At 37.3% G+C, this 23,143-nt stretch carries 22 protein-coding genes and 1 other annotated feature; of the genes, 18 read left to right on the forward strand and 4 right to left on the reverse strand.

The features are described 5' to 3' along the window. Positions 1 to 39 precede the first annotated feature (39 nt). Positions 40 to 1,356 carry a replication-associated recombination protein A gene (locus tag OCV53_RS03345; RefSeq protein WP_055196572.1) on the forward strand — a complete coding sequence of 439 codons (1,317 nt, stop codon included), beginning with the start codon at positions 40 to 42 and terminating at the stop codon, positions 1,354 to 1,356. A gap of 43 nt (positions 1,357 to 1,399) precedes the next feature. On the opposite strand, the gene OCV53_RS03350 is transcribed toward OCV53_RS03345, so the two are convergent. After that, the gene (locus tag OCV53_RS03350) at positions 1,400 to 1,600 is read right to left on the reverse strand and encodes a hypothetical protein (protein ID WP_055196573.1); all 201 of its coding nucleotides are present in this window, start codon (positions 1,598 to 1,600) and stop codon (positions 1,400 to 1,402) included. 307 nt (positions 1,601 to 1,907) lie between these two features. On the opposite strand from OCV53_RS03350, the gene OCV53_RS03355 reads away from it, so the two are divergent. From OCV53_RS03355 to fic, 9 genes are all read left to right on the forward strand, one after another. Then, positions 1,908 to 2,075 carry a response regulator gene (locus OCV53_RS03355; protein WP_262568404.1) on the forward strand — a complete coding sequence of 56 codons (168 nt, stop codon included), beginning with the start codon at positions 1,908 to 1,910 and terminating at the stop codon, positions 2,073 to 2,075. A 69-nt stretch (positions 2,076 to 2,144) separates the two neighbouring features. Beyond that, on the forward strand, positions 2,145 to 2,651 hold the full coding sequence (locus tag OCV53_RS03360) for an SEC-C metal-binding domain-containing protein (protein WP_022374647.1): 507 nt from the start codon (positions 2,145 to 2,147) through the stop codon (positions 2,649 to 2,651). 205 nt (positions 2,652 to 2,856) lie between these two features. Further along, entirely contained in the window at positions 2,857 to 3,333 is a 477-nt protein-coding gene (locus tag OCV53_RS03365; RefSeq protein ID WP_022374646.1) for a MarR family winged helix-turn-helix transcriptional regulator, read from the forward strand. Then, entirely contained in the window at positions 3,326 to 5,515 is a 2,190-nt protein-coding gene (locus tag OCV53_RS03370) for an ABC transporter ATP-binding protein (RefSeq protein WP_055196574.1), read from the forward strand. The genes OCV53_RS03365 and OCV53_RS03370 overlap by 8 nt, the downstream gene beginning before the upstream one ends. After that, a complete protein-coding gene (locus OCV53_RS03375) occupies positions 5,508 to 7,346 on the forward strand; it encodes an ABC transporter ATP-binding protein (RefSeq protein ID WP_055196575.1) in 1,839 nt (612 codons plus the stop codon). The genes OCV53_RS03370 and OCV53_RS03375 overlap by 8 nt, the downstream gene beginning before the upstream one ends. Positions 7,347 to 7,826: 480 nt before the next feature. Further along, entirely contained in the window at positions 7,827 to 8,609 is a 783-nt protein-coding gene (locus OCV53_RS03380) for a protein-ADP-ribose hydrolase (RefSeq protein WP_055196576.1), read from the forward strand. After that, the gene (locus tag OCV53_RS03385; protein ID WP_022375551.1) at positions 8,597 to 8,917 is read left to right on the forward strand and encodes a hypothetical protein; all 321 of its coding nucleotides are present in this window, start codon (positions 8,597 to 8,599) and stop codon (positions 8,915 to 8,917) included. Before OCV53_RS03380 ends, OCV53_RS03385 begins: the two co-directional genes overlap by 13 nt. Before the next feature lie 116 nt (positions 8,918 to 9,033). Continuing rightward, the gene (locus OCV53_RS03390; protein ID WP_055196577.1) at positions 9,034 to 10,491 is read left to right on the forward strand and encodes a sensor domain-containing diguanylate cyclase; all 1,458 of its coding nucleotides are present in this window, start codon (positions 9,034 to 9,036) and stop codon (positions 10,489 to 10,491) included. Between the two features lie 22 nt (positions 10,492 to 10,513). Further along, entirely contained in the window at positions 10,514 to 11,119 is a 606-nt protein-coding gene (gene fic / locus OCV53_RS03395) for a protein adenylyltransferase Fic (protein WP_055196578.1), read from the forward strand. 49 nt (positions 11,120 to 11,168) lie between these two features. Here fic and OCV53_RS03400 read toward each other — a convergent pair whose 3' ends face one another. Beyond that, on the reverse strand, positions 11,169 to 12,554 hold the full coding sequence (locus tag OCV53_RS03400; RefSeq protein WP_022375554.1) for an alanine/glycine:cation symporter family protein: 1,386 nt from the start codon (positions 12,552 to 12,554) through the stop codon (positions 11,169 to 11,171). A 468-nt stretch (positions 12,555 to 13,022) separates the two neighbouring features. Here OCV53_RS03400 and OCV53_RS03405 point away from each other — a divergent pair, with 468 nt between their 5' ends. Then, positions 13,023 to 13,685, forward strand: coding sequence for a DUF6198 family protein (locus tag OCV53_RS03405; RefSeq protein WP_055196579.1), 663 nt, complete (start codon positions 13,023 to 13,025; stop codon positions 13,683 to 13,685). Positions 13,686 to 13,790: 105 nt separating this feature from the next. Then, entirely contained in the window at positions 13,791 to 15,887 is a 2,097-nt protein-coding gene (locus tag OCV53_RS03410; protein WP_055196580.1) for a glycogen debranching protein, read from the forward strand. A 457-nt stretch (positions 15,888 to 16,344) separates the two neighbouring features. Here OCV53_RS03410 and OCV53_RS03415 read toward each other — a convergent pair whose 3' ends face one another. Continuing rightward, a complete protein-coding gene (locus OCV53_RS03415) occupies positions 16,345 to 17,211 on the reverse strand; it encodes a phosphoribosylaminoimidazolesuccinocarboxamide synthase (protein WP_055196581.1) in 867 nt (288 codons plus the stop codon). 302 nt (positions 17,212 to 17,513) lie between these two features. On the opposite strand from OCV53_RS03415, the gene OCV53_RS03420 reads away from it, so the two are divergent. From OCV53_RS03420 to OCV53_RS03440, 5 genes are all read left to right on the forward strand, one after another. Next, positions 17,514 to 17,915 (forward strand): PTS sugar transporter subunit IIC, encoded by a 402-nt coding sequence (locus OCV53_RS03420; RefSeq protein WP_055196582.1) that lies wholly within the window; start codon positions 17,514 to 17,516, stop codon positions 17,913 to 17,915. A 93-nt stretch (positions 17,916 to 18,008) separates the two neighbouring features. Next, positions 18,009 to 18,311, forward strand: a complete 303-nt coding sequence (locus OCV53_RS03425; RefSeq protein WP_055196583.1) for an ROK family protein — start codon at positions 18,009 to 18,011, stop codon at positions 18,309 to 18,311. Positions 18,312 to 18,328: 17 nt separating this feature from the next. Next, on the forward strand, positions 18,329 to 18,568 hold the full coding sequence (locus OCV53_RS03430) for a family 1 glycosylhydrolase (RefSeq protein ID WP_242852101.1): 240 nt from the start codon (positions 18,329 to 18,331) through the stop codon (positions 18,566 to 18,568). A 153-nt stretch (positions 18,569 to 18,721) separates the two neighbouring features. Next, positions 18,722 to 19,144: a GntR family transcriptional regulator gene (locus OCV53_RS03435; protein ID WP_330621909.1), complete on the forward strand. Its 423-nt coding sequence runs from the start codon at positions 18,722 to 18,724 to the stop codon at positions 19,142 to 19,144. Between the two features lie 63 nt (positions 19,145 to 19,207). Continuing rightward, positions 19,208 to 20,143, forward strand: coding sequence for a tRNA dihydrouridine synthase (locus OCV53_RS03440; protein WP_055196586.1), 936 nt, complete (start codon positions 19,208 to 19,210; stop codon positions 20,141 to 20,143). 100 nt (positions 20,144 to 20,243) lie between these two features. Here the strand turns inward: OCV53_RS03440 and OCV53_RS03445 are convergent, their stop codons facing one another. Next, positions 20,244 to 20,549 carry a hypothetical protein gene (locus tag OCV53_RS03445; protein ID WP_022375560.1) on the reverse strand — a complete coding sequence of 102 codons (306 nt, stop codon included), beginning with the start codon at positions 20,547 to 20,549 and terminating at the stop codon, positions 20,244 to 20,246. Positions 20,550 to 20,685: 136 nt separating this feature from the next. Beyond that, positions 20,686 to 20,934 (forward strand) — a binding site (T-box leader). 104 nt (positions 20,935 to 21,038) lie between these two features. Between OCV53_RS03445 and aspS the strand changes: the two genes are divergently transcribed. Then, positions 21,039 to 22,784, forward strand: a complete 1,746-nt coding sequence (aspS, locus tag OCV53_RS03450) for an aspartate--tRNA ligase (RefSeq protein ID WP_055196587.1) — start codon at positions 21,039 to 21,041, stop codon at positions 22,782 to 22,784. Positions 22,785 to 23,143: the final 359 nt, after the last annotated feature.

Raw genomic sequence — 23,143 nt, forward strand, 5'->3', positions numbered from 1 at the left:
CTAAATACCCTGTGCTAAGATAAAATCTGGAGGAAAACTATGGATTTATTTGAATATGCAAGAGAATTAAATAAAGATAAAGAATCCCCATTAGCAGGGAGAATGAGACCGACAACTCTTGATGAAGTGGTTGGACAGGAACATATCATTGGAAAAGATAAATTATTATATAGAGCCATCAAAGCAGACAAGATTAGTTCCATTATTTTCTATGGACCACCGGGCACAGGAAAGACAACTTTAGCTAAAGTCATTGCCAATACAACAAAGGCCAATTTTGTGCAGATGAATGCAACAACATCTGGAAAGAAAGATATGCAGGAAGCAGTGAAAAATGCGAAAGAATCACTTGGAATGTATCAGAAGAAGACAATTCTGTTTATCGATGAGATCCACAGATTTAATAAAGCACAGCAAGATTATCTGCTGCCATTTGTTGAAGATGGAACGATCATTTTGATCGGAGCAACGACAGAGAATCCGTATTTTGAAGTCAATCAGGCGTTGATCTCAAGATCGAATGTATTTGAACTGCATTCACTAGATAAAGAAGATATTAAGAAATTAATTTTAAGAGCCATCACCGATGATGAAAAAGGAATGGGAATTTACGGTGCAACGATCACGGATGATGCACTGGATTTTCTTTCTGATATGGCAGAAGGAGATGCAAGAAGTGCCTTGAATGCGATCGAACTTGGAATCTTAACAACAGAGCCAGCTGAAGATGGAAAGATTCACATTGATATCGATGTCGCACAGGAATGTATCCAGCGGAGAGTGACAAAATATGATAAAGACGGAGACAATCACTACGATGTGATTTCTGCATTTATCAAAAGTATGCGAGGATCAGATCCAGACGCAGCAGTTTACTATCTGGCAAGAATGATCGATGCTGGAGAAAGTGTGACATTTATTGCAAGACGAGTGATGATCTGTGCATCCGAGGATGTTGGAAATGCGGATCCACAGGCACTGCAGGTAGCAGTTGCAGCCTCACAGGCAGTCGAACGGATCGGAATGCCAGAAGCAAGGATCATTCTTGCACAGGCAGTGACCTATGTAGCCAGTGCACCAAAGAGTAATGCAGCCTATATGGCAGTTGATCATGCCTTAGAATCTGTCAGAAATCACAAGATTGGAGCAGTTCCAAATCATTTACGAGATGCCCACTATAAAGGAGCAGCAAAGCTAGGACATGGAATCGGATATAAATATGCACACGATTACCCAGATCATTATGTAAAACAACAGTATCTTCCAGATGAACTTCTAGGAACCACATTTTATGAACCAACCGAAAATGGATATGAAAAGAATATCAAAGAATATTTAGAAAGAATTAGAAAATAAAAAGAATCCCTGTCACCTAAAACTTAAGGTGACAGGGATTCTTTTACTCGTTCTTATTCTTGCTCCATTTATATAAAAATGACATTGCCCATAAAAAGATCGGAAAGAAAAACATCAAAAACAGCGATATCCAGAACAACTGGCTTCCAGTCACTGCAAAGAAGATGGTAGATCCGACAATGGCAAGTAATATAATGATCAGCAGGATTGCTGTGATCTGCTTCATACGTTTTTGCTTCTGCATGATGATATCCTTTCGTAATTATGTATACCTATGAGGTATCCTAGCATATATTTGAGTGTTTTGAAAGAAAAAAATTATAAAAGAAATGTATAAGAAGCAAAAGAGAGGACATAATAGGAATATCCAGTTGATAAAGAAACTGGATAAAGAAATACTTATCCTCCCCTTAAGTATTCCCCCACTCTACAATGGCGTAGAATGGGGGATTTTTTTTAAAATCATAAAGAATGGACCACTTTATTGAAGAAGTTGTACTGCATGAAGAAGTTATAGACGTGCAAAAGCTGATGAATGATATCAAGTTATTATAGAAGATAATGAGCTAAACAGAGAAATTGCCAAGTTCATTTTGCAAGATGAAAATATGATCGTCACAGAAGCCAAAGATGGAAAAGAAGCAGTCGAAATTTTTAAAAAGAGCAAGGAGCATAGCTATGATCTGATCTTGATGGATAAAATTGTCCAGTATTGTTGAAAAAAAGCAAAAGATTTGTTATAGTATCAAAGGAAAATAACATTTTAAAAAGAAAAGGATGGAATGAACATGGCTTTATTACAGGAATGGCGTGATTACGCATATAAATTTGACGATAGAACAGCAGAAGGACAGCAGTTCTGGTTAAATTACTTCAACATTGAAAAAGGAATCTACGAGAAATTATTAGCTGACAAAGATACAGTGGTATCTGGAACAGTCAAAGAATTAGCAGATAAATACGAGACAGAATTACAGATGTTCGTAGGATTCTTAGATGGAATCAACGACAGCTTAAAAGAAGCAAACCCAATCGAAGAGATGGATGAAAATACACAGGTAAGCTTAGATATCGACTTCGAGAAATTATACTACAACATGGTTGGATGCCGTGCAGAATGGCTTTACAACTTAAAAGAATGGGATGACATTCTTACAGAAGAAAGAAGAAAAGAACTGTACAAAGAATCTAGAAATTCAACAACCGTTGTAAAAGGAAAGAAGATCGGAAGAAACGATCCATGCCCATGCGGAAGCGGTAAAAAATATAAAAAATGCTGTGGAAGAAACGCTTAATTCGTTGAAATCGTGAAGTATTTCAGTATTTAAATGAGATAAAAGAGCCTTTTAGCTAATACAATAGCTGAAGGGTTCTTTTTTTCTTATAGAAGAATCTGATAAAAAAAAGTTGACCTTTTGTATACAAGGTGCTATTATTTCAATTAGTTGTCTAATTATTAGTTATCTAATTAAAAATAAAAAAGCAAAGAAAGGAGCATACATGAGAAAGTGTGAGGGGATTTATAGTTTGATCGGTAAAGTAAATCACAAGAGTGCGATTTACGGCTTTGAACTTCTCAAAGAAAAAAATCTTCATCCAAGACAGATGCCACTGATCATCCATTTAAGTAAATGTGAAGGATGTACACAGAAGGAACTGGCAGAGAAGATGCAGATCAAACCATCTACGTTAAATGTAATGATTGGACGAATGGAAAAGAATGGATATATAGAGAAGAAACAAGACGAAAAAGATTCAAGAAAAAGCAGGATTTATTTCACTGAGAAAGGAAAAAGTATCAGTGAAGACTGTCACAAGAGATTTGCTATGATACAGCAGAAACTTCAAGAGTATTTTACAAAAGAGGAGCAGGAAGAACTTGACCGTCTACTAAATAAATTCTGTGATTGTCTGGATGAACAGACAGAGATATTAAAAAAAGAAAGAAAGGAAAGAAAGGAAAGATCAGATGCTTAAATTATTCCGATATTTAAAGAAAGCATATGTACCGGTCATTGCGATCGTATTATTTCTGGTTGTGCAGGCAAGTTGTGATCTGACACTGCCAACATTTACATCCAATATCGTCAATGTCGGTATTCAGCAAAAAGGGATTGAAGATGCGGTTCCTGATGTGATGAGAGAAGAAACATTTCTGGCACTGAAATCTCTTATGAAACAAGATGATGCCGATGATATGGAGGATGCCTATAAACTTTATACAAAGGATCAGGTCAAAGATTCAAAATATAAAGATTACAAAGATGGACGTTTATATGTCAGAAGATATATCTCTAAAAAAGACAGAGAACATCTTGATAAGAGTATGTCAAAAGCAATGCTGAATCTGTCAGCACAGATGGCAAAACAGATAGAGGCGAACCCTCAGGCAGCAGCATCTATGAGCAAGAGCCAGAAGAAAATGATGGCGCAGATGAAGAAGATGAATATCAAAGATATGCCAGATACGATCATCAGTCAGGCTGCGATTTCCTTTGTAACCAATGAATATAAAGCAATCGGGCTTGATATTGATCAGATGCAGACACATTATCTGTTAGTCACAGGTGCAAAGATGGTAGGACTTGCATTGCTGATCATGGTAGCAGCAGTCAGTGTTACATTGCTATCTGCACGTTTGGCAGCGAAACTAAGTCGTGTATTAAGAGAAAAAGTATTTGAGAAAGTCATGTCATTTACAAACTCTGAGTTTGACAGATTCTCAACAGCATCTCTGATCACAAGAAGTACAAATGATATTCAGCAGATTCAGTTGTTTATGACGATGGTATTCCGTATCGTTGTCTATGCACCATTAATGGGAATCGGTGGTATCTTTAAAGTATTGACAACCAATGCCAAGATGACATGGACGATCGCCGTTGGTGTCATTGCGATCATGTTAGTGATCTTTATATTATTTAAGGTAGCGATGCCGAAATTTAAGATCTTACAGAAACTGATCGACCGCTTAAACTTAGTAACAAGAGAAATTTTAACGGGACTTTCTGTTATCCGTGCATTTAGTACAGAAAAACACGAAGAAGAACGTTTTGACAAAGCAAATATGGATCTGATGAAGACAAACTTATTTGTTAACAGAGCCATGACATTTATGATGCCAATAATGATGTTGATCATGAATGGATTAACTGTTCTGATCGTATATGTCGGAGCTTCCAATATTGATGCTGGTAAAATGCAGGTTGGTGACTTGATGGCATTTATCCAGTATGCAATGCAGATCATTATGGCATTCTTATTTATTTCCATGGTATCTATCATGATGCCTCGTGCACAGGTTGCAGCTGAGCGTGTCAATGAGATCCTAGACATGGAAGTTATGATCAAAGATCCAGAAGAGCCAAAAGAATTTTTACCAGAGAAAAAAGGTGAAGTTGAATTTAAAAATGTATATTTCTGCTATCCAGATGCAGATGAAGCAGTCCTTCACAATATCAGTTTCACGGCACCAGCTGGTAAGACGACTGCATTTATCGGAAGTACAGGTAGTGGTAAATCAACACTGATCAACTTAATTCCAAGATTCTTTGATGTCAGCCGCGGAAGTATTTTAGTTGATGGTGTGGATATCCGTGATGTAAAACAGCATGATCTGTGCGAAAAGATCGGATATGTACCACAGAAAGGGGTTCTGTTCTCAGGAACGATCGAATCCAACTTAAAATATGGAAAAGAAGATGCGACAATGGAAGAAGTCAAGCGAGCAGCAAGAATCGCACAGGCAACCGATTTCATTGAAGAAAAAGAAGAACAGTATGATTCACCAATCGCACAGGGTGGTTCTAATGTATCTGGTGGACAGAAACAGCGATTATCCATCGCCAGAGCCGTTGCAAAAGATCCTGAAATCTATATTTTCGATGATAGTTTCTCAGCACTTGACTATAAAACGGATGTAAAACTTCGTGCAGCTCTGCAGGCAGAAACACATGGAAGTACAACATTGATCGTTGCACAGCGTATCAGTACAATCCTTCATGCAGACCAGATCATCGTTTTAGATGAAGGAAATATCGTTGGAAAAGGAACGCATGAAGAATTATTAAAGACTTGTCCAGTTTATCAGCAGATCGCAAAATCACAGCTGTCTGAAGATGATCTTAAGAAAGCAAGGGAGGTGTCTGACCATGAGTAATAACAACAGCATGAGAAGAAGAGGTCCAATGGGTGGTCGCAGAGGAATGGCACCAGGTGAGAAGGCAAAAGACTTAAAAGGAACGATGATCAAACTGATCAAATATATGAGACGTTTTTATCTTCCAATCGTTATGGTTATCATTTTTGCGATCGCAAGTACCGTATTTAACATTGTCGGACCAACGATCTTAGGAGATGCAACAACTGAGATTTTTGATGGATTGATCCGTAAAGTATCTGGTGGAAGCGGAATTGATTTTACAAAGGTAGCACATATCTTAGCATTTTTATTATGCCTATATGTAGCCAGTGCAGTATTTTCATTTATTCAGGGACTGATCATGACACATGTGTCAAACAATGTCAGCTATCAGATGAGAAAAGATATCTCAGAAAAGATCCACCGCATGCCAATGAAATATTTTGAGAGCAGAACTTATGGTGAAGTCTTATCACGAGTTACAAATGACGTTGATACCCTAGGACAGAGTTTAAACCAGAGTATGACACAGATCATCACATCTGCGACACAGATCGTCGGTGTATTTATTATGATGATCCGAATCAGTATTCCAATGACGATCGCCGTCTTACTGACACTGCCATTATCCATGGGACTGATCGGACTTATCATGTCCAAATCCCAGCCATACTTCAAGGCTCAGCAGAAACACCTTGGAGAATTAAATGGACAGGTAGAAGAAATCTACAGTGGACATAACATTGTCAAAGCATTTAACAAAGAAGAAAGTGTCATTGAAGAATTTAAAGATATCAATGGAAAACTTTATAATTCTGCATGGAAATCACAGTTCTTCTCAGGAGCTATGATGCCATTGATGCAGTTTGTCGGTAACTTAGGATATGTAGCAGTATCTATCTTAGGTGGATACTTAGCCATCAAGAAAACAATCGAAGTTGGACAGATTCAGTCCTTCTTACAGTACGTAAGAAACTTCAGCCAGCCGATCACACAGTTAGCACAGGTTGGTAACATGATGCAGACAACCGCAGCTTCCGCAGAACGTGTCTTTGAATTCTTAGAAGAAGAGGAAGAAGTTGAAGTAGAAAAAGATGTTGTACCAGTCGATACACTTGCTGGAAATGTTACATTTGAACATGTAAACTTCGGATACAATGAAGACCAGACAATTATCAACGACTTCTCTGTCAATGTTAAAGAAGGTCAGAAAGTAGCCATCGTAGGGCCAACCGGAGCCGGAAAGACAACATTGATCAAACTTCTGATGCGTTTCTACGATGTCAATGGTGGATGCATTAAAGTCGATGGTCATGATATCAGAGAGTTTAAGAGAAGTGACTTAAGAGAGATGTTTGGTATGGTATTACAGGATACATGGCTTTACAACGCAAGCATCCGTGATAATATCGGTTATGGAAAATTAGATGCAAGCGAAGAAGAAATCCAGGGAGCAGCAAGAGCCGCATTCGCCCACCACTTCATTGAAACACAGCCAGGAGGCTATGATATGGAGATCAACGAAGAAAGCAACAACATTTCTCAGGGACAGAAACAGTTATTAACGATCGCAAGAGCAATCTTAGCAGATCCAAAGATCCTGATCCTAGATGAAGCAACAAGTTCTGTCGATACAAGAACTGAAGAACGAATCCAGATGGCAATGGATAATCTGATGCAAGGAAGAACAAGTTTCGTAATTGCACATCGATTATCTACGATCAAAGATGCCGATGTGATTTTAGTTATGAACCATGGAGACATCGTGGAACAGGGAAATCATGAAGAACTGCTGGCTAAGGGTGGATTCTATGCAGATCTTTATAATAGCCAGTTTGAAAATGCTTAGAATTTTAATTTTATAATTGGCCAACTGAAGTCTTTCAGTATATGAGAAAAAATAAATAAGCAACCGAAAGCGCAGCGGTGGAATTTTGCTCATATTTTGAACAAATCGCTTATCCGCCCAATTTCCTACGAGAGCTCGCTCTGAAGTTTTGTTTCAGACAAGAGACTTTGGAGCTCAGACACTCGTCCAATTGGGCTGCGAATTTATTCAAAATATGGCAAAATTCCAATGCTGCGCTTTCGGTTGCTTATTTATTTTTTCTCATATACATGAAGGTTATAGTGTGGTAAACTACAAGATTGGAAAATTTAAGGTGGTGTGTATGAAGAATGGTATTGGATAGGAATTGAGGCTTTCTCAGACAGAAGATATTTATAATGTAACTATTTACATTACAACAATAAAATGTTAAACTATGATTAGATGTAATAAAATAAGTTACAATAATGATTTGAAAATACAAAAAACAGGAGGAATACCATGAACCAGTCTGAACGAAGAAGATATCTGATTCAAGAATTGATTAAAGAAAATACACAATACAATAATCTGGAAATTCCACAAAATAAAGAAGAACAAAAACAACTGTTGAGATCCTTGATGAATATCCGTTTTGCATGCCCAATTTCTGATGAATTCAAACAGATCCAAGACGAATATTTAACAGAAGAAAATAAAAATAGAGGTATCATACAACTAAAAGATTTAAGCGAGATCAAGAAAGATATCTACCTCTGGCAAGGAGACATCACAAGACTCAAAGTCTCAGCAATCGTAAATGCAGCCAATAGCGGCATGACAGGATGTTATCAGCCATGTCATAACTGTATTGATAACTGTATTCACACTTATGCAGGAATCCAGCTTAGAAATTACTGCAATACAATGATGAAGAAACAAGGTCACGAAGAACCAACCGGACAGGCGAAGATCACTCCAGCTTATAATCTTCCTGCAGATTACGTGATTCACACCGTAGGTCCGATCGTACATGGCGGTTTCTTACAAAAAAGACATGAAAAATTATTGGAATCATGCTATCGATCCTGTCTTGAAATCGCAGAAGAACATAAACTAGAAAGCATTGCATTTTGCTGCATTTCCACAGGAGTTTTTATGTTCCCAAACGAAAGAGCAGCCGAGATTGCAGTAAAAACAGTACAGAAATTCAAAGAAGAAACAAACAGTAAGATCAAAGTCATTTTCAACGTATTTAAAGACGAAGATTTAGAAATTTATTGGAGGTTACTATGCACAAAATAACATTTCAGACATTTTTAAGTGGAACACCTGCAAGAGATTATATTTTTGTTGGAAGCAAAGTAGCAGCAGAACACAAAACATACGAAGAAGCTTATAACGAAGGAAAATTAAAAGCGATCGGTGTCTCTAATTTCCAGATTGAAGACATAGAAAGCTTAATGGAAACAGCAAACAAAGATCACATGAAAACAAACGCTGACGTAGACTTTGAGATTAGTGCAGAAGATATGGAAATTCTGAAAAACTTCAAGAAGATCGAAAACTATGGAGCAAACAGCGAATTCCCTGTTTACGGTGGAAAACTATAGAATTCCTAAAAGCTGATTTCTGTCGAATCTTGCACGTAGACTTCATTCTCATTCTTTGGTATAGTTAAACTAGATAAAAACTTAATTAACATGAAAATATAAGGAGAAGCCAGAGAATGAAAAAGAAACAGACGCAGATTAGGCAATATGCTAAGATCATGAGTGTATTTCTGGTAGCAGTTGTTATAGGACTTCTGATTTTCTTCTATTGTATACAACGTTCCGTCGAACACAGATCACAAAAAATGATGATGAACAATGTATCAAGACAAAGCGTGCATTTACGCACGATATTGAACATTCAATATGCTTATCTTAATGGATTCGCAGAAGAAATAGGAAAATCAGATCAGCTATTAGATCAAAAAAATATCAATTTGCTCCAGTCTGTGACAAAGAATACAGATTTTGGAGCGACTGCTCTGATCGAGCCAGATGGTACTTCACATTATAGTAACGGGCAGACAAAGAATGTATCGCATCGAAGATATTATAGAGAAGCGATGAGTGGAAAAAGGACCTTAAGTGAGCCATTAGACAGTAGTATCTCAGGATCGACAAGAGTTGTATTAGGAGTACCAATCTATAAGGATAAGAAAGTAATCGGAATCCTTGGAGGCTCTTATGATGTCACAGCATTAAGCCGTATGCTTTTTGAAGATTTATTTGACGGGGAAGGTTGTAGCATGATCATTGCCCAAAGTGGGGAAGTCATTGCATTTGAAGGAGATACGTCCTATTGGAACATTGATTATCGGGATAACTTTTATACATATTGCAAGAAATTGATGATCAAAGATAATGTGACAGCCAAGATGATCAAGCAGGATTTTTACAAAGGAAAATCAAATCTGGTAACCGCAGATAGTAAGAAGAAGGGAAACGTAAGACATTATTTTGCTTATATGCCAATGAAGATTAATAACTGGATGCTTTGTTATGCGGTACCAGAAAAAACTGCACAGCAATCCTATGACTTTATTGAACATTATGAGATCATTTTTATGGCAGTATTTGTTATTTTAGTTATTTTGCTGGTGCTATATATCGTGCATGAAAACTATAGGAGGGATCAGGAATTAATGAAATATGCACAGACAGATGCGCTGACAGGTTTATATAATAAAGAAACAACGAAACTTCGAACCGATGAGATATTGTCAACAGATAAAGATATGATCCATGCATTTTTAATCTTGGATATGGATTGCTTCAAGCAGATCAATGATGGATATGGACATGCGGTGGGAGACATTGTTTTACAGAAGTTTGGACAATTATTGCGTGATATCTTTAGAGAAGATGATATTGTAGGGCGAATCGGTGGAGACGAATTTGTCGTTGTAATGAAGAATATTAAGATGAAAGAAATGGCGATTGCCAAAGCAGAGGAACTACTTACAAAGACGCAGCAATATGAGATCAAAGAATTAAATGGCTCAGCAATCTCTATCAGTATAGGAATTGCAATGGCGCCAGAAGATGGAGAATGCTATATGGATCTTTACAAACGGGCGGATCAAGCCTTGTATCAGGCAAAACGAAGTGGAAAAGCAAGAGTTTGTGGTTATTAATTAAAATAACGAGGTGAGCAAATTGACATTAGAAAATAAACTGGGTATCACAGATTCATTGGAATTGGCGCGGCAAGAGGAAAAAATCAGCAAAAAAAAGGCAGTTGAGTTATTTGAAAGTGGAAGATTAGATTCTATGCAAGCTGGTACGGTAGATAGTTTAAAGAAAATACATCAATTTCTTTTCGAAGACATCTACGAATTCGCTGGGGAAATAAGAACGGTCAATTTAGCAAAAGGAAATTTTAGATTTGCTCCTGTGATGTATTTACAGCCATCATTGAATCATATTGAACAAATGCCACAATCAGATTTTGAACAGATCATAGAAAAATATGTTGAAATGAATATTGCACATCCATTTCGAGAGGGAAATGGAAGAAGCACAAGAATATGGTTAGACCAGATTTTAAAGAAAAAACTGAAACAAGTCATAGACTGGAGCAAAGTAGATAAAGAAGATTATTTATTAGCAATGGAAAGAAGTCCGATTCGAGACATTGAAATTAAATATGTCTTAAAACAAGCCTTGACAGATAAGATTCATGATAGAGAAATTTACATGAAAGGCATCGATCATAGTTATTACTATGAAGGATATATGATTTATAAAAGTGAAGAATTATAAAAGAAAAGAGAATCCGGCAATGTGCTGGATTCTCTTTTTAAGAACAATATTATTTTTCGTGGAAGTATTCTTTCACAAGCTTTACCACAGTTCCAGATAATAAGAACAGTGTGATCAAGTTTGGAATTGCCATCAATCCATTAAATGTCTCAGCAATACTCCAAAGCATTCCAAGATCCACAGTAGCACCAAGAATGGCTACCAGAGAATATACTAACATAAAAGGTTTGATAACCTTAGAGGAAAATAAAAACTCAATACAACGAGCCCCATATAATCCCCAGCCAATGATCGTAGAGAATGCAAAACAGCAAAGAGCAACTGCAGTAAAGATAGAAATCCAGTTTCCATAAGTAGCAGTAAATCCACTGATCGTAAGTTCTGCACCAGCATCAGCTCCGAATCCAATAGGAATTCCACTGCAAAGGATAACAAGAGCTGTTAATGTACAAATTAAGATTGTATCAGTAAACACTTCAAAAATACCAAGAAGCCCCTGTTTGACTGGCTCTTTTGTATCGGCACAAGCGTGGGCGATAGATCCAGTACCAAGTCCAGCTTCATTTGAGAAGATTCCTCGTGCCACACCTTTTTTCATACTCATAAAGAAACTTCCAACAACACCACCAGTGACAGAAGCTGGATGGAAGGCACCATTAATGATAGAACCAAAAACAGAAGGAAGATGGTTGATATTTAAAACAACAACACCTAAAGCAAAGAAAATATAAATAAATGCCATAAAAGGTACTAATCTCTCAGCAACTTGTCCAATTCTTTTGATTCCACCAAGTAAGATCAGAGCAACAAGAATCGCAACGAAGATACCAATGATCAGATTTACTGTATCAACAGATGATTTACTGATCACATTGAAATTTAACAAAGCAGAATTGATCGCAGTTGTGATCGTATTTACCTGTGTTGCATTTCCAGTTCCAAATACAGTTAAAACTCCAAAAGCAGAGAATAAGACGGCAAGAAAATGCCAGTTTTTGCTAAGCCCATTCTTAATATAGTACATAGGACCACCAACATAATCTCCTTCAGGGTTACGTTCTCTGAAATGTACAGCTAATGTTACCTCAGAAAATTTTGTACACATTCCAAGAATCGCAGAAACCCACATCCAGAATACAGCTCCAGGACCACCGATTGCGATCGCACCGGCAACACCAGCGATGTTTCCAGTTCCAACTGTGGAAGCGAGGGCAGTACAGACTGCCTGAAATGGTGTCATAGATCCGTCGGATGCATCTTGTTTTTTAAAGGCACGTCCAATGGTTTCCTTCATTGCATAAGGAAACTTTCGAATCTGTAAAAATCTTGTTTTGATCGTTAACAGTAATCCAACACCAATGATACAGATCATAGCTGGAACACCCCAGATAAAGTTGTTCACGGCACTGTTAACAGATTGTATAAGTTCTAACATGAATCAAACCTCTTTCAAATTTCTTTTGTTAATATTTTGCGTTTGTTTCTATAGAATAGACAGTTGCTTGTCAAATACAAACAGACACAAATGCAATCATACCATATTTATAAGAAAAAGTACAGAATCTAATCTTGACAGAGATAATTTCCTATACTATAATCATTCAGATTTCAAGAATTTGACATAAAATAGGAAGGACAAAGAAAACATCATGAATTAGAAAGTGTGATCATACTTTGTGCAGTATGGGGAATGGCAGTTATGGCGTATAATGTAACATTTCAGTCAGAATTGATAGATATTATCTATAGATTCATGAAAAAATGTAACTTGTAAAAAATGTAAATAAGGACTAAACTTATATTCATATATGTTCTCTGTACTTTAAAAGTGTTAGTTTTTCTTACGGATAAGAGAATTGAAAACTTAAACGGACAGAGAACGAAATGGACTTGGAGGATGAAAATGGAAAACGAAAAACCAATACTAAGGGGAGAACTTGCACTGATCGCAGCGATTGTGATCAATAGTTTCAGTGTTGTACTGATGCTTTATTCAGGATCAGGAATTTCCGCGATTTCAAGTGTGCCGTATGCATTTTCGGAAGTATTTACAAAATTATCACTCGGTACATGGACTTACCTATTTCAGGGAGCTTTGGTATTAAGCCTGATGATCTTAAGAAAGAAGTTCGTACCATCTTATTTATTCAGTTTCGTTGCAGGATTTGCATTTAGTGAATTATTAGATGTCAATGAATTATGGATCGGAATTCTGCCACAGACGATTCCATGCAGAATTGCATACTTTTTGATCAGTTATTTCTTATTAAGTATCGGAATCGCATTAGAAAATAGATGTCAGCTTCCGATCATTCCAACCGACCTGTTTCCAAGAGAATTATCAGAAATCATAAAAAAACCATATGCAAGAGTAAAGATTACATTTGATGTTTTATGCCTTGCAACAACAGGACTTTTGACAGGATTGATGCTTGGATACTTAGATGGACTAGGAATCGGAACGATCGTTGCAGCATTTACAATGGGGAAAATGGTTGCGATCACAGGAAACTGGATCGATCAGAGAGTAACGTTTGTATCGGTGCTTAGTAAACAGCAGATATAAACAGACAGGGGAAGATTTCCACAAAGAAGAGAGAAGAAAAAGCAGAATGGGAGTTTAGTTGTGAAACAATATATATTAAATGATTATATTACAGATGAGGTCAGAATGGTAAAACCAATGATGGAGATCAATGGTTTCAAAGTTAGACCTGGATTTTTTGATTTAAATGGAGCATCGGAATTTTCATGTGGTGTAAACTTCACAGTGCATACAAGCCATGGAACATCATGTGATCTTTTATTATTCCATCCAGATGAAGAAGAACCATATGCAGTCATTCCATTCCCAGAATCTTATAAGATCGGGGACGTGTATTCTATGATCGTTTACGATCTGAAAGCTGAAGAGTTTGAATATGCATATTGTGTGGATGGCCCATATGATGAGAAAAAAGGATTATTATTTGACAAAACAAAGATTTTGTTAGATCCATATGCACAGGCGGTTGCAGGTCAGCAGGTATGGGGAAAGAAAAGAACAAGAACATATCATGCCAAAGTTGTAAGAGATACTTTTGACTGGGGTGTACAGCCACAATCAAGCAGGGAGATGAGTGATCTGATCATCTATGAGCTGCATGTCAGAGGATTTACACAACATCCATCTTCAGGAGTCAAACATCCAGGAACATTTGCAGGATTAAAAGAAAAGATTCCATATTTAAAAGAACTTGGGATCAATGCAGTAGAATTAATGCCGATCTTTGAGTTTGATGAGATGATCAATGCAAGAGAGGTTGACGGAAAACAGCTTGTAGAATACTGGGGATATAATACGGTTGGATTTTTCTCACCAAATGCCAGTTATGCGGCAGCCGAAGAGGTCAATAATGAAGGAACAGAATTAAAAGAACTGATCAGAGAATTCCATGAAAATGGAATCGAAGTTATTTTGGACGTTGTTTTTAACCATACAGCGGAAGGAAATGAACAGGGGCCATTCTTTAGTTTTAAAGGATTTGACAATAATATTTATTATTTATTAACACCAGAAGGACATTACTATAACTTTAGTGGATGTGGAAACTCTCTAAACTGTAACCATCCAGTGGTTCAGCAGATGATCCTTGAATGTTTAAGACACTGGACAGTTCATTATCGTGTGGATGGTTTCCGCTTTGATCTTGCAAGTATTCTGGGAAGAGACGAAGACGGAATGCCAATGAACAATCCACCGCTATTACGAAGTCTAGCTTACGATCCACTACTTAGAAATGTCAAGTTGATCGCAGAAGCATGGGATGCCGGTGGATTATACCAGGTAGGAAATTTCCCTGCAAGTAAACGTTGGGCAGAATGGAATGGACAGTACCGTGATACAATGCGTGGATACTTAAAAGGAGACTTCTGGGAAGCAAACAGCGCCGCATGGAGAATCTGTGGTTCCGGAGATTTATATGGTGGATATTATTCTGAAGGAAATAACAACTATGCCGGATATAATTCCTGCATCAACTTCCTTACTTGTCATGATGGATTTACGTTATATGATCTATATTCTTATAACAATAAACATAATGAAGCAAATGGCTGGAACAACACAGACGGAGCGAACGATAACCGAAGCTGGAACTGCGGTATGGAAGGAGATACGAATGATCCAGAAGTACTAAAACTAAGATATCGAATGATCCGAAATGCCTGTGCCATCTTAATGTGCAGCCGTGGAACACCAATGTTCTTCTCAGGAGACGAATTTGGAAATACGAAGTTTGGAAACAATAACAGCTACTGTCAGGACAATGAAATCTCATGGATCGACTGGAGCTTATTAAAGAAGAACAAAGAATTATTTGAATTCTTCAAGTTTATGATCGCATACCGAAAGAAACATCCAGTCATCCGAAAGAAGCTTGATAATGCAGTCTGCGGAATGGAAGGAATGCACGCACACGACGTCAACGCAGACCGCATGGAAGTATCACAAAATGCAAAAACATTGGCAGTCAGCTTTGCAGGATACGACCGCAAGAAATGTAAAGATGATCTTGTTTACGTTGCAGTGAATGCTTATTGGGAAGAAGTGCGCATCACACTTCCAAACCTTGCAAATCATGGAGCCTGGTATCTGAGTGTGGATACTTATGGCGATGAGAATGGAAAGTATTGTTATGAAGAAGGAGAAGAAATTCGCATTGATCATGAGTATGTGATGAAACCACGATCTATTGTGGTATTTACTGGGCGACAGGTTTTAAGGTAAATTTTGTGTGTATGTTTTAATGTATTGGTTTATACTTTTAGGCAATAGATAACTGAGAATTCTCTTAATTTAAGGTCTCGTAGAAATTAAGATAAGAGAATTTTCAAATATTTTGATATCGGTTAAAACTGAACTTGATGACAGAGTATTTAGGAAAAGAAAACATATAAAAAATTGACCTTCTGGTGTATATGATAGAAATAAGATAAGAATCAATATTTAGAATAAAACGGTGGCAACGATTAGCATATTTTAAGTGCTTTTTTTACAAATTCGCAGCGTCCTGTGGTTGATTGTCTGAACGTAGCTGCGGGCATTTTGGCTCGCATCCAGTGAGTTATCAAAGGAACAGGTGCGGATCAGCGATTTGTAAAAAAAGCTCTTAAAATATGCGTGTTGCCACCGTTTTATTCTAAATATTGATTCTTATCTTATTTCTATCATATACAATGAAAGCCTATAAATCCTTTCCAGTAAGCATCTTATATGCCTGGAAATATTTATCGATTGTCTTATCAACAATATCCTGAGGAAGTTTCCAGTCGTGATCATTGTTCTTTAACCAGTCACGGGCGAACTGTTTGTCGAAGGATGGCTGTCCATGACCTGGTTCGTATTCGTCTGCTGGCCAGAAACGGGAGCTGTCTGGTGTTAGCATTTCGTCACCGATTACCATGTTACCGTCTTCATCAAGACCAAATTCAAATTTAGTATCTGCGATAATGATTCCGTGTTCTAATGCATAATCTGCGCATTTCTTATATAATGCGATTGTTTTGTCACGTAACTGTTCTGCATATTCCTGACCTTTTCCAGGGAATTCTTTCTCAAGAACTTCAACGCTTCTTTCAAAAGAGATATTCTCATCATGATCACCGATTTCTGCTTTTGTAGATGGTGTGTAGATTGGTTCAGGAAGTTTGTCGGATTCTTTTAATCCTTCAGGAAGTTTGATTCCACAGACTGTACCATTTTCCTGATAACTTGCCCAACCGCTACCTGTAATATATCCACGAACGATACATTCAATAGGAAGCATTGTAAGTTTCTTGCACATCATGCTGTTTCCGTCGTATTTTTCCTGCTGGAAGAATTCAGGCATGTCTTTGACATCAACAGAGATCATGTGGTTAGGAACGATGTCTTTTGTAAGGTCGAACCAGAATTTAGACATCTGTGTTAAAACAGTTCCTTTCTTTGTGACATCATTCTTTAAGATGACGTCAAAGCAGCTGATACGGTCAGTTGCAACCATGATCAGGCTGTCACCATTGTCATAAATCTCACGAACTTTACCTTCTTTGATCGGTTTCATTTCTTTCATTATTCATACCTCGCTGATAAATTGTCTCAATGTTTCTCAATTTTTCACTCTTTGTCTAATAATATAACATCAATTGTCGAAAAAATAAAGTCTGGATTGGAATTGTGAAGGTAGGATATATGGAAAGAAAAAGAAATTGTTTTGTGCAATATGACTAAAAAAAATCAAAAGGTCTTATTCATAATCATGGAAAAGCAATGTTTGATTGATGGTACATAAAAGATATGCAAATTTTAAATAAAGATATATCTTTTGAAACGTAAAAACATATCCTATGAACAAGTTAAAGGAGGATTTTGGATATGGGAGGAAACAATAAGTTTATAGATAAGTTTTCCAATGTCGCAATGCGAGTTGGAGGGCAGATCCATCTGAAAGCACTGCGAGATACATTCGCAACGATCATGCCACTATACATCCTGGCAGGGGTAGCGGTACTGATCAACAATGTTGTATTACCGCTCATCTTAAAAGGAAATGCACTTGTAAATGCACAGTATTGGGGCACTGTCATTACAAATGGTACATTAAATATCTCAGGATTACTTGTGGCACCAATCGTTGCTTATATGTTATCACAAAGCAAACGATTTGAAAACCCACTTGCAGCAGCGATCATTGCTCTGGCAAGTTTGATCGTTATGATGCCAAACGTCTTAGAAGTCACACCAGTTGGTGCAGACAAAGCCGTTCAGGTATCTTAGTATTAGCATTCTGGGGAATTATTTCCACTGTATTATTCGTATGTTTCGATACAAACCTTGTAGCATTACCAGCCATTGGAATCGCCATTGCTTATGCGGCAACAGCCGGCAAATTCAATCGTTTGGAAAAATGGACCAAAGCAGGGAAAATTAGATACTTATGAATATCTGTCCAATTTCCTGGGAATCCTTTATGGAGTTCTAGACCCTGAAATATTCATTTTAAGCGGAAGTGTTGCATTGAAAATTCCTGGATTTATTGAGAAAGTAGAAAAAAGAACAAAAGAAAAGGTATATGATGCCTTAAAAGAAAATATAAAAATCGTGCCGGCGGCATTTGGGGAAGATTGCGGGCTTGTTGGAGCTGCATGTCTGATCCTTCAGGATCCGTCATAAGGAAAGGACACATGAATATGAGTCAAAAAGTTACATTTCAGTGGTCAAGATTGATCAGAGATCTTGAGACAGGGGAAGCTGATGAAAATGCAGTAAAATTTTATCAGGACGTGATTGATGAATGCAAGAAGAATGATATCATCTTAGTATTAAATCTTCATCATTTCGATCTTCCAATTGAACTATTCCAGAAATATGGAGGATGGGAAATCTATCCAAAAGCAATCTATGACATTGCAAAAAATTCTTATCAGTAAGAGTAGATAGATGGGTGCTTTTGGCATTTGCAATATGTTTTGCCCTCTGATAACAAATCGTGTATAATAAAAACAGAAGTGTGCCTAGGCATACTCGAATGGAGAAAATAAATTGACAAAATACGAACGTATTGCAAATGACATGAAAGAAAAATAGAAAACGGAATCTACAAACCGAACGACCAGCTGCCATTTGAAGCAGAAATGTGTGAAGCCTATGGGGTTAGCCGTATCACAGTCAAGAAGGCAATGGATCTTCTTGTCAATGAAGGACTGGTTGTGAAATGCCGCGGTGCCGGGACTTTTGTGAAGAATATACCATTGATGACAGATACAGATCATCCTTATTCTACATCCAATCAGTTTTCAGGATTTGCACACACGGAAGGACATACCAATGTCACATCCATGGTACATGATTTTCAAGTAATTCCTGCAACCAAAGAAATAGCATCGCGCCTTAAGATCGAAGAAGTAGAACAGATCGTATTTTTAGACGATGGAAGAATCTTTGAATATTCCAAATCAAGACACCGAGGAGACAGATTTGAACTACATACTGTCAGTGTACAATAAGAAATTAAACCAGAAAAGGAGAAGCCTGAAACTGTTTATATCAGTTTTAGGCTGATTGTATTTATGAAATTTTATTACGCACCCATGGAAAGTATCACGATTTACTTATACCGAAATATTTATGAGAAACTATTTGGAGAAATCGATAAATATTACACACCATTTATCATGCCAAATGGCAAAAGAACCTTCAAAACAAGAGAATTTCAAGACGTCTTACCAGAACACAATGAAGGTCTGCACATTGTACCGCAGATTCTGACAAAAAGTTCCAAAGATTTTATTCGGACAGCCAAAGAATTAAAAGAATTAGGATACGATGAAGTCAATTTAAATCTGGGCTGCCCATCAAGAACTGTTGTAGCTAAACAAAAAGGTTCCGGATTTTTACGAGAGCCAGAAGTATTAGACGATTTTCTTACAGAGATTTTCGATGCATTAGATATGAAGATTTCGATTAAGACAAGAATCGGATTGCGAGACACAGAAGAATTCGAAGAAATCCTAAGCATTTATAACCGCCATCCAGTTTATGAACTAACCATTCACCCAAGATTGCAGCAGGAATTCTATAAAGGAAAACCACACTTAGATGTCTTTGAATACGCAGTAGAACATAGCGAGAATCCACTCTGCTATAATGGAGATATTGTAACCAAAGAAGACTACGACAATATCACAACAAGATTTCCAAGTATAGATGCAGTGATGATCGGAAGAGGCCTGCTAAGAAATCCAGCGCTTATCCGTGAGATCAAATACGGACAGAAATTAACAAAAAGAGAATTACTTGCCATGCACGATGCTCTATACGAAGGCTATCAGGAATACCTAAGCGGAGACAAAAATGTTCTATATAAAATGAAAGAATTCTGGAACAACGCAGCCGTGATGTTCACAAACCACGAAAAATACGCAAAAAGAATACGAAAAGTCCAGACATTAAAAAATTATGAACAGGCAGTGAATGCATTATTTAGAGATCAACAATTAATTTAATAAATTGGAGAAGCCACATAAAAGAAACGGAATCCTGAAGATTAACAGAATTCCGATAGCTGAAAGAGAAGGCCAGCGCCTTGAGACGCTGGTCTAGTAGTCATAAGGGCTTATAGCCCTGGAGCGAACCACCCGTTGGACGGGTGGTCCTGATTTTTGTAAAAACAAGCAACGTATCATAAGAAATCATATAAAAATCATGCGATCTAGAATCCCTTAAAGAAACTATTTGTCTGACATGATCAACTCCGGCAAGATCCGTAAAATCAAAACAAGAAACATGAGAATGCACGATCTCATTTCCAGAACTAAACAGCAAAACTTCAGAATTTGGATAAATGGAACAAATAAGATCAAGTTCTTTCGAAACATTATGATCAGTTACAACGACGATTTTGTTACTCATAATACGACCTCCTAAAAATATTTAACAGGATTATTACCAGAAAGGGGGAATGTATACATAAAATTTTAATTTCTGTCTTCAAACTACAAATCACAATTTCTATTGACAATCCAATCTCCCATATATTATAATGACCCAATAGGCAACGACGGAGAAAAGTACCATAAATTATCGTTCCCAGTGAGCAGGCGATAGTGAGAATCCTGTAAAGTGAATTTATGCGAAGAACACTCCCGAGCATCAATCTGAACGCAGAACATGGATATAAGATTAGACCCTGTCAGTAGGTGCGACGTAAGCTGGGCGTTAACTGGCACACAAGAGAGACTGCAAGACAGTAAATCAGGTGGTACCGCGGACTAGAGATATACAGTTCGTCCTGAAGTAACAATTTCAGGACGGACTTTTTTAATACTCATTTTTACAACAGGGAATTAAAAAACCGCCTGAACGATAGATAGAGAATACGAGAAAAAGGAGAAAAAGAAAATGTCAGACATGTACCGTACCAGAACCATGGACCAGATTTCTGAAGGTGACATTGGAGAAGAATTAAAGATCGCCGGATGGGTAGAGAATATCCGTGACCACGGTGGAGTATCATTTATCGACTTACGCGATATGTATGGAGTGATGCAGGTCGTATTAAGAGATACAAGTTTATTGGACCACGTAAGAAAAGAAGAATGTTTATCCGTAGAAGGTGTGATTCAGCACAGAGACGAAGAAACATACAACCCTAAAATTCCTACAGGAACGATCGAATTAGAAGCGCATAAGATCGATATCTTAGGAAAAGTATACAGAGATCTTCCATTTGAGATCGCAACAAGTAAAGAGATCCGTGAAGATGTACGTTTAAAATACCGCTATCTTGATCTGAGAAACAGAAAGGTAAAAGATAACATCTTATTCCGTTCCAAAGTGATCCGTTTCTTAAGAGAAAAGATGGAAGACATGGGATTCGTAGAAGTTCAGACACCAATCCTTTGTGCATCATCCCCAGAAGGAGCTCGTGACTACGTCGTACCTTCAAGAAAATACAAAGGTAAATTTTACGCATTACCACAGGCACCACAGCAGTACAAACAGTTACTGATGGTATCTGGAATCGATAAATACTACCAGATCGCACCATGCTTCAGAGATGAAGATGCCCGTGCAGACCGTTCTCCAGGAGAATTCTACCAGTTAGACTTTGAGATGGCTTTCGCAACACAGGAAGATGTCTTCAAGATCGGAGAAGAAGTATTAACAGAGACATTTAAGAAATTCGCACCAGAAGGAAGCGTTATCACAGAAGCACCATACCCAATCTTCAGCTACAAAGAAGCAATGCTGCAGTTTGGTAGTGATAAACCAGACCTTCGTAACCCATTAAGAATCATCGATGTGACAGATTTCTTCCAGAGATGTACATTCAAACCATTCCATGGACAGACAGTACGTGCGATCAACGTTCATGCAAAACTTTCCAAAGGACAGCATGAAAAACTGTTGAAATTCGCACAGTCAATCGGTATGGGTGGACTTGGATACTTAGAAGTCAAAGAAGAAATGAAATACAAAGGACCAATCGACAAGTTCATTCCAGATGATATGAAGATGGAATTAGCCGAGATGGCTGGATTACAGGAAGGAGACACAATCTTCTTCATCGCAGCACCAGAAAAAGCTGCATGTATCTACGCAGGACAGATCCGTAACGAATTAGGAAGCAGATTAGATCTGTTAGAGAAGAATGCATACCGTTTCTGCTATATCAACGACTTCCCAATGTATGAGATCGATGAAGAAACAGGTAAATTAGGATTTACACATAACCCATTCTCTATGCCACAGGGTGGATTAGAAGCATTAAATGAAAAAGATCCATTAGATATCTTAGCATACCAGTATGATATCGTATGTAACGGAGTTGAATTATCTTCAGGAGCCGTTCGTAACCACGACATGGAGATCATGGAAAAAGCATTCGATATCGCAGGATATGATAAAGAAACATTAAAAGACAAATTCGGAGCATTATACAACGCATTCCAGTTCGGTGCACCACCACATGCAGGAATGGCACCAGGAGTAGACCGTATGATTATGTTACTTCGCAACGAAGAAAACATCCGAGAGATCATCGCCTTCCCAATGAGCGGAACAGCACAGGATCTCATGTGCGGAGCACCAAACGAGATTACAGAACAGCAGCTTCGTGAAGTGCATATTAAGGTTAGAGATTAATTAGAGATTATAAGATTTAAAAATAAGGAGATATTTTCGCGAGATAAGGAAATATCTCTTTATTTTTGTCTAAAAATTATGATTTTATAAAATAAAACAAGAAAAAATTATGCAAAAATGATAAAAAACATAAGAATTATGTTGAATAATATATATATAAAGAGATATAATAGAAACAGATTAACAGTACAGTAATGTTTGTTTATAATAAAATAAAAAACTCGCCGAAGCGAGTTTAAATCCACCACCATGTGGAACCCTAAAAAGGGCGACTACGAAAATTCGTTATTTGAACCGTGTAGTGTAATCTCATATGGTAATCAATTGAGATATTTTTATTATAAGCAGATTGATTTCTT

The sequence above is a fragment of the Anaerostipes amylophilus genome, assembly GCF_025567365.1.
GTDB classification, from domain to species: Bacteria; Bacillota; Clostridia; order Lachnospirales; family Lachnospiraceae; genus Anaerostipes; species Anaerostipes amylophilus.

Bases quoted from the DNA above. Each gene is read 5' to 3' on its own strand.
- OCV53_RS03345 (WP_055196572.1), top strand. From the start codon at position 40: ATGGATTTATTTGAATATGCAAGAGAATTAAATAAAGATAAAGAATCC.
- OCV53_RS03430 (WP_242852101.1), top strand. From the start codon at position 18,329: ATGAGTCAAAAAGTTACATTTCAGTGGTCAAGATTGATCAGAGATCTT.
- OCV53_RS03425 (WP_055196583.1), top strand. From the start codon at position 18,009: ATGCGGCAACAGCCGGCAAATTCAATCGTTTGGAAAAATGGACCAAAG.
- OCV53_RS03415 (WP_055196581.1), bottom strand. From the start codon at position 17,211: ATGAAAGAAATGAAACCGATCAAAGAAGGTAAAGTTCGTGAGATTTAT.
- OCV53_RS03445 (WP_022375560.1), bottom strand. From the start codon at position 20,549: ATGAGTAACAAAATCGTCGTTGTAACTGATCATAATGTTTCGAAAGAA.
- OCV53_RS03405 (WP_055196579.1), top strand. From the start codon at position 13,023: ATGGAAAACGAAAAACCAATACTAAGGGGAGAACTTGCACTGATCGCA.
- OCV53_RS03390 (WP_055196577.1), top strand. From the start codon at position 9,034: ATGAAAAAGAAACAGACGCAGATTAGGCAATATGCTAAGATCATGAGT.
- OCV53_RS03375 (WP_055196575.1), top strand. From the start codon at position 5,508: ATGAGTAATAACAACAGCATGAGAAGAAGAGGTCCAATGGGTGGTCGC.
- OCV53_RS03365 (WP_022374646.1), top strand. From the start codon at position 2,857: ATGAGAAAGTGTGAGGGGATTTATAGTTTGATCGGTAAAGTAAATCAC.
- OCV53_RS03360 (WP_022374647.1), top strand. From the start codon at position 2,145: ATGGCTTTATTACAGGAATGGCGTGATTACGCATATAAATTTGACGAT.
- OCV53_RS03400 (WP_022375554.1), bottom strand. From the start codon at position 12,554: ATGTTAGAACTTATACAATCTGTTAACAGTGCCGTGAACAACTTTATC.
- OCV53_RS03385 (WP_022375551.1), top strand. From the start codon at position 8,597: ATGCACAAAATAACATTTCAGACATTTTTAAGTGGAACACCTGCAAGA.
- OCV53_RS03350 (WP_055196573.1), bottom strand. From the start codon at position 1,600: ATGCAGAAGCAAAAACGTATGAAGCAGATCACAGCAATCCTGCTGATC.
- aspS (WP_055196587.1), top strand. From the start codon at position 21,039: ATGTCAGACATGTACCGTACCAGAACCATGGACCAGATTTCTGAAGGT.
- OCV53_RS03440 (WP_055196586.1), top strand. From the start codon at position 19,208: ATGAAATTTTATTACGCACCCATGGAAAGTATCACGATTTACTTATAC.
- OCV53_RS03420 (WP_055196582.1), top strand. From the start codon at position 17,514: ATGGGAGGAAACAATAAGTTTATAGATAAGTTTTCCAATGTCGCAATG.
- OCV53_RS03370 (WP_055196574.1), top strand. From the start codon at position 3,326: ATGCTTAAATTATTCCGATATTTAAAGAAAGCATATGTACCGGTCATT.
- OCV53_RS03380 (WP_055196576.1), top strand. From the start codon at position 7,827: ATGAACCAGTCTGAACGAAGAAGATATCTGATTCAAGAATTGATTAAA.
- OCV53_RS03410 (WP_055196580.1), top strand. From the start codon at position 13,791: ATGGTAAAACCAATGATGGAGATCAATGGTTTCAAAGTTAGACCTGGA.